The following is a 13999-nucleotide window of genomic DNA, read 5'->3' on the forward strand; positions in this document are numbered from 1 at the left end:
CCGCGCAGGCCGGCCGGTTTCGTTATTGCGCGGATGCGGGTGCCGACGGCGCCGGCTCACCGAGCATCGACGGTGGCGTCATGTCGGTCGGCACGCCATGATAATCGGCCGGATCTTGCGGCGGGTGGCCGCGACGAGCTTGGCGGGGATCGCTGGAACAGCCGGCGAGAATGGACGCGGCCAGCACGGCCAGCATGAAACGGGTCATCGGTGAGGCTCCGGAAAACGGCGCGCCCATCGCGCGCCAGGACCGCGCCGAGTCTAGCGGAATTCCGGGTTAGGGGTTGTCCCGCGCATGTTCTACCATGTAGCAGATGGCGCTGTGCCGTTGAAAGGAGGCTGCCATGTCATCTGAAGAGATCGCCGGCCTGATCGGCCTGTTCATCGGTTTGATGGTGCTCGTCGCCCTGTCCTATTTCGAGTCGCGCGAATACAAGCGCAGCCACGGCGGCGAAGGAATGATCCATCACTGGATGGCCGAACATCACCTGCTCGACTGGCGGCGCAAGCACTAGGCAAGCCCGCCCCGTTGTCCGGGCCGCCCGCGCGGCCCACGCCGAACGTGCGTCTGCCCGCACGGTGGTCAGTGCGGTTCGCCCAAATTAACAGGGCCGGATAAAACGCTTTCCGCGGAACGAACAAACGCCGTCGAGCGGCAATCTGCCGCGCGACGGCGTTCGCTTGCGTGCGTGCCTGAGCGGCGCGCCGCGATCGGGATGGCTCAGCCCAGGAAGTGCCGGGCGTAGCGCGCGTTGATGTCGGACAGCCGGAATAGCGTCAGAAAGTCCGCGCAGTTGAAGTCTGGATCCCACGCCGGCGCGCCGCAAATCTTCGCACCGAGACGCAGGTAGCCCTTGATCAGCGGCGGCGGTGCAACGACGGTGCCCGTCTGCAGTTCGTCGACGGGCAGCGCCGTATGAGGGAACGCACGATATTCCGGCGCCGTCAGCGAGTTGGCCGGCAGCGACTGATACAGGTTCGCCGCATAGTGCCCGCCGTCGGCCATGGACACGCTCGCGCAGCCGAGCATCGTCTCGTAGCCGTTCTGCATCATGTACGCGCCGAGACCGCCCCACAGCGCCATGATGACGGCGCCGCTGCGGTAGTCGCTGTGCACGCACGAGCGGCCGACCTCGACCATCTTGCCGCGCAGGTGCGTAAGGCGCGACAGGTCGAATTCGCCTTCGGCGTACAGACGGCCGACACGCGCGGCCTGATGCGGCGGCAGCACACGGTACGTGCCGACCACCTTCAGCGTATCGAGGTCGCGCACCAGCAGATGATCGCAATAGGCGTCGAACGGATCGACGTCGAGACCGGACGGACCGCTGACCTGCGCGCCCATCTCGTCGGCGAACACGGTGTAACGCAGGCGCTGGGCCTCGCGCAGTTCGTCTTCCGTGCGCGCCCAGGCGGCACGCAGACGGTACTCGGATGTGACGGTTTCAGCAGCGCGCGGCAGGTGTCGCCGCGACGTCTCGAGGGGAAGCGAGGCAAAGGGGAGCGTAGGCGTCGGCAGTTCTCGCATTAGGCTTTCCTGATCGTAAGGAATAGGACGACATGCCAGCCAATGTAGTAACCGGTCGTTACCGTTCTGTGGCACGACCGTGTCCTTTCAATGACGTGTCGCCGAATTGACTTTAGCAGAAAGCCTGCGAAACCGTATGATCAATGCCTTCGAACCGCTTCAGACAAGGTCCGGCGTCAATACCGCGCGCAGCACGGCCTGACGGCTGCCGTCGCGCGTGCGGCTCGCGAGCCACACGATACCGCCCTTCTTGACGCTCCAGCTATCGTCGTTGCCGGCGATCAACTGCGCCGCGACGCAGCCGAGCGTCGGCTGGTGCCCGACGATCACGACCGTCGGCGCGATGCCGTCGGGCCACCCGGCGGCCGCCAGCACGTCGTCGACGCTGCCGCCCGGCGCGAGCGCATCGATGGTCCGGTACTGGTCCGTCAGCGCCTCGACGGTCTGCACGGTGCGCGCTGCCGGGCTCGCGAGGATCACACTGCTCGACTCGAGCCGGCCGCGCAGCCATTTGGCCATGGCCTGCGCATCCTTGCGCCCACGGGCCGTCAGCTGGCGTGCGAGGTCGCTTGCCGCGTAGTCTTCGGCTTCGGCGTGGCGCCACAGGATCAGGTTCATCATGATGTCTCTCCATGCTTCGACGAATGATCCGGCCGCACACCCGCGGGCCGGACGATCACGCTTCGAATTGTCGCCAATCGTGAGCGGTTCGTGATGATATGCGCCGTATGCAAAAACGTGATTGACCCGGTTACCCATTAGACGATAGAATCTTTGGCTCGTCGGAGCGTAGCGCAGCCTGGTAGCGCATCTGATTTGGGATCAGAGGGTCGTAGGTTCGAATCCTATCGCTCCGACCACGAGATCACGACAAGGGTTGCAAGCCATCGCGCTTGCAGCCCTTTTTCGTTTGGTCCGCCGCCCGCCTCGGCCACCGGTGCCACCGCCCGCAGCCCGCGCACGAAAATTGCGGGAACACGCGATAATGTCCGCGACCAATCCGCAATCGCGCATGAAAAATCACGTTTTCAAGACCGCCGTGCTCGGCGCGCTGCTCGCAATCGGCACTCTCGGCGCGCCCGGAGTCGCATCGGCCAAGTCGCTCGACGACGCGCTCGACTGCCATTCGAACGGCCACAAGTTCGTCGCGCCGCTGCTCGCGGCAGGCGACATCCAGTCGGAGCCGATGCACGTCGAATCGAATTCGGTGAACGCATTCCGCACGAACCATCCGCTGACCGCCTACGGGTTCGGCGTCTATGTCGTGCTCGGCTACCAGGCGAACGATCCGATTTTCCAGCCCGGCGACGGCACGCCGATCGGCGACTGGGCATACGGCGTCGTGGTGCGCGGCACGAAGAACGCGGTCGAACAGGCCGTGCGCAAGGCCGGCAGCGACGCGACCGTCAAGCAGGCATTCCCGTTCCTGACGGCGATCGTGTGCTCGGACTGAGCGCGTCCAAGGCAACCTGGCGGCGCGAGCGCGCCGCCGCCGTGCCGGCGCGTCACGCACCCGTATAAACCACGCGGTACGGAATGCCGACCTTCTCCCACTCTGCCGCTTCCTGGCTGAGGCTGTAATCGGTCAGCGGGTTCTGCTCGACCCATGCGCTCGGCAGGCGCACTTCATACCCGCCCTTCTTCATCTGCGACACGGAAATGTCCGGCAGCCCGGCATCGGTCCGGCGCCGGCAAAGCAGCGCCGCGAGCCGCAGGCAGAACAGCAGCGGCCATTCGACGTCGCGCGCCTGCGACAGCTTGCCGAGCTTGCCCGCATGCCCGAGCACGAGCGCGGCAAGGCGCGCCTGGTCGGTGCGCGAGAAACCCGGCATGTCGGCGTTGCTCGCGATATAGGCCGAATGCTTGTGATACGAGCTGTGCGAGATCGACAAGCCGATCTCGTGCAACGCGGCGGCCCAACCGAGGAACGTCCGGCCTTCCTCGCGTTCTTCGTCGTCGGAATCGTCAAGCTCGTCGTAGAACCGCACCGCGAGCGCGCCGATGCGCTCGGCCTGCGCACGATCGACGCCGTAGCGGCGCGTGAAGCCCTCGACGGTCACCGCGCGCATGTCCTCGTGCTGAGTCCGGCCGAGCAGGTCGTACAACACGCCGAGACGCAGCGCTCCGTCGGTGGTATCGACGTAGTCGACGCCCAGTTCCTCGAATACCGCGAGCATGATCGCGAGGCCGCCGGCGAGCACCGGCACGCGATCGGGCTTCAGCGCGATCAGCTTCAGCCGGTTCACGTTCTCGGACTTGATCAGCGCGCGCTTCAGGCGTTCGAGCCCGCCGCGCGAAATGCCGTGCGTGATGCCCGCGTCGTTGAAGCCGTTCGCCTCGACAAGTTCCGCGAGCGCGCGCGCGGTGCCGGACGAACCGATCGCCTGGTCCCATCCGGCCTTCTTGTATTCGCTGGAAATGATCTGGATCTCGCGCTTGGCCGCGAGTTCGGCTTGCCGCATCGTATATTCGTCGACGTTGCCGGCCGGGAAGAACGCACGGCTATGGCTCACGCAGCCGATGTAGAGGCTCTCCATCACGATCGGCGTGTAGTGCGAGCCGATGATGAATTCTGTCGAGCCACCGCCGATGTCGACGACGAGCCGCTTGCCCGCGCTCGCCGGCACCGAATGCGCGGCGCCCGCGTAGATCAGGCGCGCCTCTTCTCGGCCCGCGATCACTTCGATCGGGAAACCGAGCGCCGCTTCGGCCTCGCCGAGAAATTCGCCCGCATTCTTCGCGACGCGCAGCGTGTTGGTCGCCACCGCGCGCACATGATCGGGATGGAAATCGCGCAGGCGTTCGCCGAACCGCTTGAGCGCCTCCCAGCCACGCTCCTGCGACGCGCGATCGAGCATCTTGTCGCTCGACAGGCCCGCGGCCAGTCGAACGGGCTCGCGCAGCGCATCGACGGGATAGATCTGGCTGCCCGCCGGCGTTTCCTCGACGCGCCCGACGATCAGCCGAAAGCTGTTCGAGCCGAGATCGACGGCAGCCAGCAAGTGGGGGGATGTAACCATCAGAAGGGGGCTCCGTGCGCGTTCGCCCGCGGCAGCCGGTCCGGCGACGCTGGACGATCAATCAAAGGCGACATTTTAAGCGTGGAACGCTTGCCATTGCCACGCTTCACGGGCATGTACACGGGTAGATTGTATATGGCCGAAACATTTATGAGACGAAACGGTTCAGGCGTAGAATTTCCCGATATAAATACATTATCGTCATCAGCACGTCATCGTACCGTGAGAGTTTCCGAGCGTCCTTTCGAATCATCGCCCGAATCATCCCCTACTCTGCCGATGTCCGTCCGTTATCCGCTTCTCAATCGTGAACTCGGCATCCTCGGTTTCAACGAGCGCGTGCTGGCCCAGGCGGCTGACCCGCAGATTCCGTTGCTCGAGCGCCTGCGCTTCATCTGCATCACGAGCAGCAACCTCGACGAATTTTTCGAAGTCCGGATGGCCGGCCTTCAGGAACAGATCCGCGACAACCCCGGCGCACTGACGCCCGACGGCATGTCGTTGCAGCACGCCTATGACCTCGTCGTCGAGCGCGCGCAACGGCTCGTGCACCGCCAGTACACGATGCTGCACGAAACCGTGTTGCCCGCGCTCGAACAGGAAGGCATCTACTTCCACGCGAGCGACACGTGGAACGAAGAACAACTCGAATGGGCGCGCCGCTACTTCCTCGATGAACTGCTGCCGGTGCTGACGCCGATCGGCCTCGACCCAGCGCACCCGTTCCCGCGCGTGCTGAACAAGAGCCTGAACTTCGTCGTCGAGCTCGAGGGCCGCGACGCGTTCGGCCGCCAGGCGGTGATGGGCATCGTGCAGGCGCCGCGCGCGCTGCCGCGCGTCGTGCGCATGCCGCAGGCGCTGTCGGGCTTCGAGCACGGCTTCGTGCTGCTCAGCTCGTTCATGCAGCGCTTCGTCGGCGAACTGTTCCCGCAACTGGTCGTGAAGAGCTGCAACCAGTTTCGCATCACGCGCAACAGCGAGCTGTTCGTCGACGAGGACGAAATCACCAACCTGCGCGTCGCGCTGCAGGGCGAACTGCCCGCGCGCCACCTCGGCAACGCGGTACGGCTCGAAGTGTCGGCCGACACGCCGGCGCATATCGTGCGGCGCCTGCTCGAGGAAAGCCTGCTCGGCGAGAAGGACTGCTATCGCGTGGCCGGCTCCGTGAACCTCGTGCGGCTGATGCAGATTCCCGATCTCGTCGATCGCCCCGATCTGAAGTTCTCGCCGTTCACCGCATCGATCCCGCCCGCGATCGTCAACGCGCCGACGATGTTCGACGCGATCGACGACGGCGACATCCTGCTGCACCATCCGTACGAAAGTTTCCAGCCGGTGCTCGAACTGCTGCAGCAGGCCGCGAAAGACCCGAGCGTCGTCGCGATCAAGCAGACGATCTACCGCACCGGCACCGATTCGCCGCTGATGGACGCGCTGATGGAAGCCGCGCGCAACGGCAAGGAAGTGACCGTCGTCGTCGAGCTGCTCGCGCGCTTCGACGAGGAAACCAACATCAACTGGGCATCGCAGCTCGAAGCCGTCGGCGCGCACGTCGTGTACGGCGTGGTCGGCCACAAATGCCACGCGAAGATGATGCTGATCGTGCGGCGCGTCGTGCAGAACGGCAAGGCGTCGCTGCGCCGCTACGTGCACCTCGGCACCGGCAACTATCACCCGCGCACCGCCCGCCTCTACACCGACTTCGGGCTGATGACGGCCGACCAGAAGATCTGCGAGGACGTCCACCACGTCTTCCAGCAACTGACCGGGATCGGCGGCGAGCTCACGCTGCACGAACTGTGGCAGTCGCCGTTCTCGCTGCATCCGCGCATCATCGAATCGATCCGCGCGGAGATCGACAACGCGCGCGCCGGCAAGCGCGCGCGCGTGGTCGCGAAGATGAACGCGCTGCTGGAGCCGTCGGTGATCGCCGCGCTATACGAAGCGTCGCAGGCCGGCGTCAAGGTCGACCTGATCGTGCGCGGCGTGTGCGCGCTGAAGCCCGGCGTGCCGGGGCTGTCGGACAACATCACGGTGCGCTCGATCGTCGGGCGCTTCCTCGAACACCACCGCATCTACTATTTCCACGCGGATGGCGCCGAGGACGTCTATCTGTCGAGCGCCGACTGGATGGACCGCAATCTGTTTCGCCGCGTCGAAGTCGCGTTCCCGATCCGCGAGCGCAAGCTGAAGCGCCGCGTGATCGCCGAAGGGCTGTCGGTCTGCCTCGGCGACAACCAGTCGGCCTGGCAGATGCTCAGCGACGGCCACTACCGCCGGCGGCGCGCGGGCAAGACGATCCGCAACGCGCAGCTCGGGCTGCTCGCGAAGTTCTGTTCGTAGACACGGGGCGGCGCGCGGGTTCGCGTGCCACGTCACCAAATAAAAAAGCACAGCCCGAGGGCTGTGCTTTTTTATTTGCGGCGGGATGCCGACGTGAGGCACCCGATTCGCGTCATGCGCTCACGCTTCGAACGTCGCCGGCCGGATCGCGATGATCCGCGATGCCGGGAAGCGTGCGGTAAACGTGCTGCCGCGTCCTTCCTCGCTCTGCACGTACAGGTGCGAGTCATGCCGCTGCAGCACGTGCTTGACGATCGCGAGGCCGAGCCCCGTGCCGCCCGTATCGCGCGAGCGGCTGCGGTCGACGCGATAGAAGCGTTCGGTCAGCCGCGGCAGGTCGGCCGCCGGGATGCCGAAGCCGCTGTCGGTGACGGAAAACACGCCTTGCGCGCCCTCGCGCCGCCACGACACGAGGATCTTGCCACCGTCCGGCGTATAGCGGATCGCGTTGGTCACGAGATTCGCGAACGCACTGAACACTTCGGTCTGCGCGCCCGTGACGCCGAGCGTCTCGTCGATCGTGAACGCGATCTCGTGATGCCCGTTCGACAGCGTCTGCGCATCTTCCTTCAGATGGTCGAATACGGCACGCATGTCGATCGCGTGATCCATCGGTGGCTTGCTTTCGCCCTCGAGCTTCGCGAGCACCAGCAGATCGGTGACGATGTGCCGCATCCGCGACGCCTGCTGCTCCATCATCTCGAGATAGCGCGCGCGATCCTCCTCGTTCAGCGGCAGTTCGCGCATCGTCTCGAGGAAGCCCGACAGCACGGTGAGCGGCGTCTTCAGTTCGTGCGACACGTTCGCGACGAAGTCGCGCCGCATCGCGTCGGTCCGCTCGAGCTCCGTGATGTCCTGCGTGAGCAGCAGCTTGCGGTTCTCGCCGTACGGAAACACCTGCACTTCCAGCACGTTCTGCCGCGAGTCGCCCATCCCGCGCATCACGAGCGTCTCGTCGTAATGCTGCGCATTCAGGTAGCGGACGAACTCCGGATGACGAACCAGATTCGTGATGTGCTGCCGCAGGTCGCGCTTCGCGTCGAGGCCGAAATGCACCTCCGCGATCGCGTTGCACCACTCGATCTGGTCATGGTCGTCGAGCATCGCGACGCCGTTCGGCGACGCCTGGATCGCCTGGATGAAGCGCGAATGCTGCTGCTCGACCTGCCGCACCTGCGCATGCCACTGCTTCGCGAGCTTGTGCAGCCGGTAGTAGATTTCACCCCAGATGCCCGGTGCGCTCGGCACCTCGCCGTAGACGGGCGCATCGAGCAGACGCCACAGGCGTTGCGTATGGAAGGTGCTGAAGAAGCCCTGCGCGACCAGCATCACGACCGCGAACCCGAGGCCCGCGATCGGGCCGGCGAACACGCCGACCAATACGCTGATCAGCACGAGCAGCATGAGCGACACGAGAAAGCGCGCCCAGATGATGTTCATGATTCAGCGCCCGAAAGAATGAACGGCATGCCGTGGCACACGGCATGTCCGGATACGTTACGCGTGCTTGGCGAGCCGGTAGCCGCTGCCGCGCACGGTCTCGATCATCGCATCGCAACCGGCCGGTTTCAAGGCCGCGCGCAATCGTTTGATATGGACGTCGACGGTGCGCTCCTCGACGAACACGTGATCGCCCCAGACCTGGTCGAGCAGTTGCGTGCGGCTGTGCACGCGCTCCGGATGCGTCATGAAGAAATGCAGCAGGCGGAATTCGGTCGGGCCGAGATCGAGCTTGATCTCGCTGCCGTCGCCGTGCGCGGCAACCCGATGCGTGGCCGGATCGAGGCGCAGCCCGTTGATCGACACGACGTCCTCGGTCAGCTGCGGCGCGCGGCGGCGCAGCACGGCCTTGATGCGCGCCATCAGTTCCTTCGGCGAGAACGGCTTCGTCACGTAGTCGTCCGCGCCGATCTCGAGGCCGAGCACCTTGTCCTGCTCGTCGCCGCGCGCGGTCAGCATGATGATCGGGATGTGCTTGGTCCGTTCGTTGTTGCGCAGGTCGCGCGCGAACGCAATGCCGGACTTGCCCGGCAGCATCCAGTCGAGCAGCACGAGATCGGGCAGCACGTCGCTGATCAGGTTCTGCGCCTGCTCGGCGTTGTACGCGCGGATCGGGCAGTGACCGGCATGCTGGAGATTCACCGAGATCAGTTCGGAAATCGCGGGCTCATCTTCGACGACGAGAATGTTGCTGGGCATCGGCACCTCTGTTCTTCCTTACGGAGTCGATTAACTGTTGGCTTCGCGATCGAGCGTGTCGCGCGGCTGGTGCCGCACGTCGGTGCCCTTCACGATGTAGATGATGAATTCGGCGATGTTCTTCGCGTGGTCGCCGATCCGTTCGATCGCCTTCGCGATGAACAGGTACTCGAGGCCGACCGAGATCGTGCGCGGGTCTTCCTGCATGTACGACACGAGCTTGCGCACGAACGCGCGGAATTCGAGGTCGATTTCCTTGTCGTCCTTGACGATCTGCGCAGCCGCCACCGTATCGAGGCGCGCGAACGCGTCGAGCGCACGGCGCAGGATCGTCACGGCCATCTCGCCCGACACCTTGATCTCGGCGATGTTCACCGCACGCGCGGCCGGCTCGTCGATCAGGCGGCGCACGCGCTTCGCGATCTTCTCGGCCTCGTCGCCGGCGCGCTCGAGGTTCGTAATCGTTTTCGAAATCGACATCAGAAGACGCAGGTCGCGCGCGGCCGGCTGCCTCCGCGCGATGATGTTGCCGCACTCCTGGTCGATGTCGACTTCCATCGCGTTCAGCGTTTCCTCGGCCGCGATCACCTTCTCGGCCGTCTCGCGGTCGAATTCGTTTAGCGCATGCATCGCGCCGACGATCTGCGACTCGACGAGCCCGCCCATTTCCAGCACTTTCGACGACACGGCATTCAGGTCCGCGTCGAACTGGCTCGACAGATGTTTATCCGACATGGTTGTGATTCTCCGTCATCAGCCGAAACGGCCGGTGATGTAGTCTTCCGTTTCCTTGCGCACCGGCTTGATGAAGATCTTTTCGGTTTCGCCGAATTCGATCAGCTCGCCCAGGTACATGTAGGCCGTGTAGTCCGAGCAGCGCGCGGCCTGCTGCATGTTGTGCGTGACGATCACGACCGTGTAGTCGCTCTTCAGCTCCGCGATCAGTTCCTCGATGCGGCCCGTCGAGATCGGGTCGAGCGCCGAGCACGGCTCGTCGAGCAGCAGCACTTCCGGACGGATCGCGATACCGCGCGCGATGCACAGACGCTGTTGCTGGCCGCCGGACAGCCCGTAGCCGCTCTGGCTCAGCTTGTCCTTCACTTCGTTCCACAGCGCGGCCTTCGTCAGCGCCCACTCGACGCGATCGTCCATCTCCGAGCGCGTGAGCTTCTCGAACATCTTCACGCCGAACGCGATGTTGTCGTAGATCGACATCGGGAACGGGGTCGGCTTCTGGAACACCATGCCGATCCGCGCGCGCAGCAGCGAGATGTCGCGCTTGGTGGTCAGCAGGTTCTCGCCGTCCATCAGGATTTCGCCCTCGGCGCGCTGCTCCGGATAGAGCGCGTACATCTTGTTGAACGTGCGCAGGAGCGTCGACTTGCCGCAACCCGACGGACCGATGAACGCCGTCACCTTCCCTTCGGGAATGCGCAGGTTGATGTTCTTCAGCGCGTGGAACTTGTTGTAGAAGAAGTTGAGGTTGTTGACCTCGATCTTCGCGTTCAGCGGCGCCAGCGGACGGCCATGCGCCGCATCTTGCGTGCCGGCGGGCGCAGCGGTGCGCTCGACGGGATTCAGGTGGCTTTCTGCCATATTCATCGGATTGCTCCGCCGTTACTTTTTCGAGAAGATCGAACGCGCCAGGATGTTAAGTCCGAGCACCCCGAGCGTGATCAGGAACACGCCCGCCCATGCGAGCGACTGCCATTCGGCGAACGGGCTCATCGCGAACTTGTAGATCGTGACGGGCAGGTTCGCCATCGGCTGGCTCATGTCCCACGAGAAGAACTGGTTCGACAGCGCGGTGAAAAGCAGCGGCGCCGTTTCGCCGGCGATCCGCGCGACCGCGAGCAGCACGCCCGTCACGATCCCGCCGACCGACGCGCGCAGCGTGATCTTCAACACCATCCGCCACTTCGGCGTGCCGAGCGCGACGGCTGCTTCGCGCAGCGCGTTCGGCACCAGCTTCAGCATGTTCTCGGTCGTGCGGATCACGATCGGAATCTGCAGCAGCGCCAGCGCGATCACGCCGGCCCAGCCCGAGAAGCGCCCCGACTTCGCGACGACGATTGCGTAGACGAACAGCCCGATGACGATCGACGGCGCCGACAGCAGGATGTCGTTGATGAAGCGGATCGTGCTCGCCAGCAGGTTCTTCTGGCCGTATTCGGCAAGATAGACGCCCGCGAGGATACCGATCGGCGTGCCGACCAGCGTGCCGAAACCGCACAGCAGCAGGCTGCCGACGATCGCGTTCGCCAGGCCGCCGCCTTCCGTGTTCGGTGCCGGCGTCGATTCGGTGAACAGCTGCAGCGACAGACCGCCGACGCCGAGATGCACCGTGGTGTAGAGAATCCACACGAGCCACAACAGGCCGAACGCCATCGCGGCGAGCGAAGCGGTCAGCGCGATCGCGTTGGTCAGCTTGCGCTTGCGCTGCAGGCGGTTGCGCATCGCGTCGAGCGCGGCGCCATTCGGCCCCGGGAAATTCATGACGGGCTCGCTCATTTCTTGCCCTCTCCCTTCTCGAGACGAAGCAGCAGCAGTTTGGAGATGGACAGCACGATGAACGTGATCACGAACAGGATCAAGCCCAGTTCCATCAGCGCGGACGTATGCAGGCCCGGTTGCGCTTCCGCGAATTCGTTCGCGAGCGCCGACGTGATGCTGTTGCCCGGCGCGAACAGCGACACGCTGTCGAGCAGGTTGGTATTGCCGATCACGAAGGTCACGGCCATCGTTTCACCGAGCGCGCGGCCGAGGCCGAGCATCACGCCGCCGATCACGCCGGTCTTCGTGTAGGGCAGCACGACTTTCCACATCACTTCCCACGTCGTGCAGCCGATCCCGTAAGCCGATTCCTTCAGCAGCACCGGCGTGACTTCGAACACGTCGCGCATCACCGACGCGATGTACGGGATGATCATGATCGCGAGGATCACGCCGGCCGCGAGAATGCCGATGCCGATCGGCGGGCCCGACGTCAGCGGACCGAGCACCCACACGTCCTTGAAGAGACGGCCGATCGGCTTCTGGAAGTATTCGGCGAAGATCGGCGCGAACACGAGCAGGCCCCACATGCCGTACACGATCGACGGAATCGCGGCGAGCAGCTCGATCGCGATGCCGAGCGGGCGACGCAGCCACACGGGCGACAATTCGGTGAGGAACAGTGCGATGCCGAAGCTGACGGGCACCGCGATGACGAGCGCGATGAGCGACGTCACGATCGTGCCGTAGATCGGCACGACCGCGCCGTAAATATCCGAGTTCGGATCCCACTCGGTTTGCAACAAGAAGCCGAGGCCGAACTTCTGGATGGTCGGCATCGACGCAATGATCAGGGAAACGATGATCCCGCCCAGCAGCAGCAGGGTCACGATCGCGGCCAGCCGTGCGAGGCCGCCGAACAGAACGTCTCCGAGACGGCTCGGCGCGCGTTGCTGCGCGGCATCGGACCGGGAAGACGTGTAGGAAATATCAGACATGGGCGCCTGTTCTGGATCGCCGGGCGCCGTGACGCCCGGCCTTACCGCACACACTGCCCGGCCGGCACGGCCGGGCAGCGAACCGCTGGATTGCTTACTCCGTGGCGACCGGCTTGCCCGATGCGTCCGTCACCTTCGTCTTCCACTGCTTGCGGATTTCCGTCTCGACCGTCGCCGGCAGCGAGATGTAGTCGAGGCTGTCGGCTGCCTTCTCGCCGTTCTTGAACGCCCAGCTGAAGAACTTCAGCGTTTCGGCGCCCTGCTCCGGCTTGTCCTGCTTCGCGTGCAGCAGCACGAACGTCGCGCCGACGACCGGCCATGCTTCCTTGCCCGGCTGGTTCGTCAGGATCTGGTAGAACGACTTCGACCAGTTCGCGCCGGCAGCAGCGGCCTTGAACGTTTCGGTCTTCGGCTCGACCACCGTGCCCGTCGAGTTCTTCAGGGCCGTGTAGGTCATGTTGTTCTTCTTGGCATACGCCCACTCGACGTAGCCGATCGCGCCCGGCAGGCGCTGCACGAAGGCCGCGACGCCGTCGTTGCCCTTGCCGCCCGTGCCCGTCGGCCAATTGACCGTCGTGCCTTCGCCGATCTTCGACTTCCACTCGTCGTTGACCTTCGACAGGTAGTTCGTCCAGATGAAGCTCGTGCCCGAGCCGTCAGCACGGCGAACGACCGCGATGTCCGTATCCGGCAGCTTGACCTTCGGGTTCAGCGCGGCGATCGCCGGGTCGTTCCACTTCTTGATCTTGCCGAGGTAGATGTCGCCGAGCACCGGGCCCGACAGCGTCAGTTCGCCGGCCTTCACGCCCGGCACGTTGACGACCGGCACCACGCCGCCGACCACCGTCGGGAACTGGAACAGGCCTTCCTTCGCGAGTTCTTCATCCTTCAGCGGAGCGTCCGAACCGGCAAAATCGACCGTCTTCGCGTTGATCTGCTTGAGGCCGCCCGACGAACCGATACCCTGGTAGTTCACCTTCGCGCCGCCGGCCTGCTGGTAGTCAGCAGCCCATTTCGTATAAATCGGCATCGCGAACGTGCTGCCTGCGCCCGTGATGTCGGCAGCTTGCGCGGCGACTGCGAAAAGCGCGCCAGCCAGGCCGGCAATCGCGGTTTGCATCAATTTCATGAGACCTCCAGTGTGTGAGCGGATGACTACGGCACCGCGAAGGTTAGGGGCTCCTCATGACGATAATGTGACAATCGATGAAACTGGCGTGACAGTAACATGACTGGTTGAAAGGGTGTATCGGGCCCTGTGCGGGCGGCCGCGCAGGGGCAGCGCGGCGGGAAATGGCGGCAAGAATTGCCGGTCAGGAAGGGCTGTTCGGCGCTCGCCGAGCGAGGTCCGGAGCGAATCGTGTTCGCAGCACACTGGGCAGGAAAACCCTTTGCCGCGGTCATCACGATTCAGGGTC

General features: G+C 64.6%; 14 protein-coding genes and 1 tRNA gene. 4 read left to right on the forward strand and 11 right to left on the reverse strand.

Going from position 1 to position 13999, the window contains the following annotated elements; genetic code table 11:
• Positions 1 to 22: 22 nt before the first annotated feature.
• On the reverse strand, positions 23 to 208 hold the full coding sequence (locus WS87_RS11540) for a hypothetical protein (protein ID WP_059523432.1): 186 nt from the start codon (positions 206 to 208) through the stop codon (positions 23 to 25).
• 136 nt (positions 209 to 344) lie between these two features.
• On the opposite strand from WS87_RS11540, the gene WS87_RS33960 reads away from it, so the two are divergent.
• The gene (locus WS87_RS33960) at positions 345 to 515 is read left to right on the forward strand and encodes a hypothetical protein (protein ID WP_162840567.1); all 171 of its coding nucleotides are present in this window, start codon (positions 345 to 347) and stop codon (positions 513 to 515) included.
• A 206-nt stretch (positions 516 to 721) separates the two neighbouring features.
• Here WS87_RS33960 and WS87_RS11545 read toward each other — a convergent pair whose 3' ends face one another.
• Positions 722 to 1528: a GNAT family N-acetyltransferase gene (locus tag WS87_RS11545; RefSeq protein ID WP_059815707.1), complete on the reverse strand. Its 807-nt coding sequence runs from the start codon at positions 1526 to 1528 to the stop codon at positions 722 to 724.
• Between the two features lie 159 nt (positions 1529 to 1687).
• Positions 1688 to 2149: a phosphohistidine phosphatase SixA gene (sixA, locus tag WS87_RS11550; protein WP_059815711.1), complete on the reverse strand. Its 462-nt coding sequence runs from the start codon at positions 2147 to 2149 to the stop codon at positions 1688 to 1690.
• 162 nt (positions 2150 to 2311) lie between these two features.
• Here sixA and WS87_RS11555 point away from each other — a divergent pair.
• Both WS87_RS11555 and WS87_RS11560 read left to right on the forward strand, forming a co-directional pair.
• Positions 2312 to 2388: transfer RNA gene (locus tag WS87_RS11555), tRNA-Pro, on the forward strand.
• Between the two features lie 152 nt (positions 2389 to 2540).
• The gene (locus tag WS87_RS11560; RefSeq protein WP_059691228.1) at positions 2541 to 2981 is read left to right on the forward strand and encodes a hypothetical protein; all 441 of its coding nucleotides are present in this window, start codon (positions 2541 to 2543) and stop codon (positions 2979 to 2981) included.
• A 52-nt stretch (positions 2982 to 3033) separates the two neighbouring features.
• Here WS87_RS11560 and ppx read toward each other — a convergent pair whose 3' ends face one another.
• Entirely contained in the window at positions 3034 to 4548 is a 1515-nt protein-coding gene (gene ppx / locus WS87_RS11565; RefSeq protein WP_059815716.1) for an exopolyphosphatase, read from the reverse strand.
• Positions 4549 to 4827: 279 nt separating this feature from the next.
• On the opposite strand from ppx, the gene ppk1 reads away from it, so the two are divergent.
• Complete coding sequence (ppk1, locus tag WS87_RS11570; RefSeq protein WP_059815721.1) at positions 4828 to 6891, forward strand: polyphosphate kinase 1; 2064 nt, start codon at positions 4828 to 4830, stop codon at positions 6889 to 6891.
• 120 nt (positions 6892 to 7011) lie between these two features.
• On the opposite strand, the gene phoR is transcribed toward ppk1, so the two are convergent.
• From phoR to pstS, 7 genes are all read right to left on the reverse strand, one after another.
• Entirely contained in the window at positions 7012 to 8331 is a 1320-nt protein-coding gene (phoR, locus tag WS87_RS11575) for a phosphate regulon sensor histidine kinase PhoR (protein ID WP_059815725.1), read from the reverse strand.
• A gap of 57 nt (positions 8332 to 8388) precedes the next feature.
• A complete protein-coding gene (gene phoB, locus WS87_RS11580; protein ID WP_006750313.1) occupies positions 8389 to 9090 on the reverse strand; it encodes a phosphate regulon transcriptional regulator PhoB in 702 nt (233 codons plus the stop codon).
• A gap of 30 nt (positions 9091 to 9120) precedes the next feature.
• Positions 9121 to 9825 carry a phosphate signaling complex protein PhoU gene (gene phoU / locus WS87_RS11585; RefSeq protein ID WP_059523442.1) on the reverse strand — a complete coding sequence of 235 codons (705 nt, stop codon included), beginning with the start codon at positions 9823 to 9825 and terminating at the stop codon, positions 9121 to 9123.
• A gap of 18 nt (positions 9826 to 9843) precedes the next feature.
• Complete coding sequence (gene pstB, locus WS87_RS11590) at positions 9844 to 10692, reverse strand: phosphate ABC transporter ATP-binding protein PstB (RefSeq protein ID WP_059815729.1); 849 nt, start codon at positions 10690 to 10692, stop codon at positions 9844 to 9846.
• A 15-nt stretch (positions 10693 to 10707) separates the two neighbouring features.
• Entirely contained in the window at positions 10708 to 11601 is an 894-nt protein-coding gene (pstA, locus tag WS87_RS11595) for a phosphate ABC transporter permease PstA (protein WP_059691171.1), read from the reverse strand.
• Positions 11598 to 12581, reverse strand: coding sequence for a phosphate ABC transporter permease PstC (gene pstC / locus WS87_RS11600; RefSeq protein ID WP_059815732.1), 984 nt, complete (start codon positions 12579 to 12581; stop codon positions 11598 to 11600). The genes pstA and pstC overlap by 4 nt, the downstream gene beginning before the upstream one ends.
• Positions 12582 to 12675: 94 nt before the next feature.
• Positions 12676 to 13710 (reverse strand): phosphate ABC transporter substrate-binding protein PstS, encoded by a 1035-nt coding sequence (pstS, locus tag WS87_RS11605; protein WP_059815736.1) that lies wholly within the window; start codon positions 13708 to 13710, stop codon positions 12676 to 12678.
• Between the last annotated feature and the right edge of the window lie 289 nt (positions 13711 to 13999).

Source organism: Burkholderia sp. MSMB0856 (assembly GCF_001524645.2).
Lineage (GTDB): Bacteria > Pseudomonadota > Gammaproteobacteria > Burkholderiales > Burkholderiaceae > Burkholderia > Burkholderia diffusa.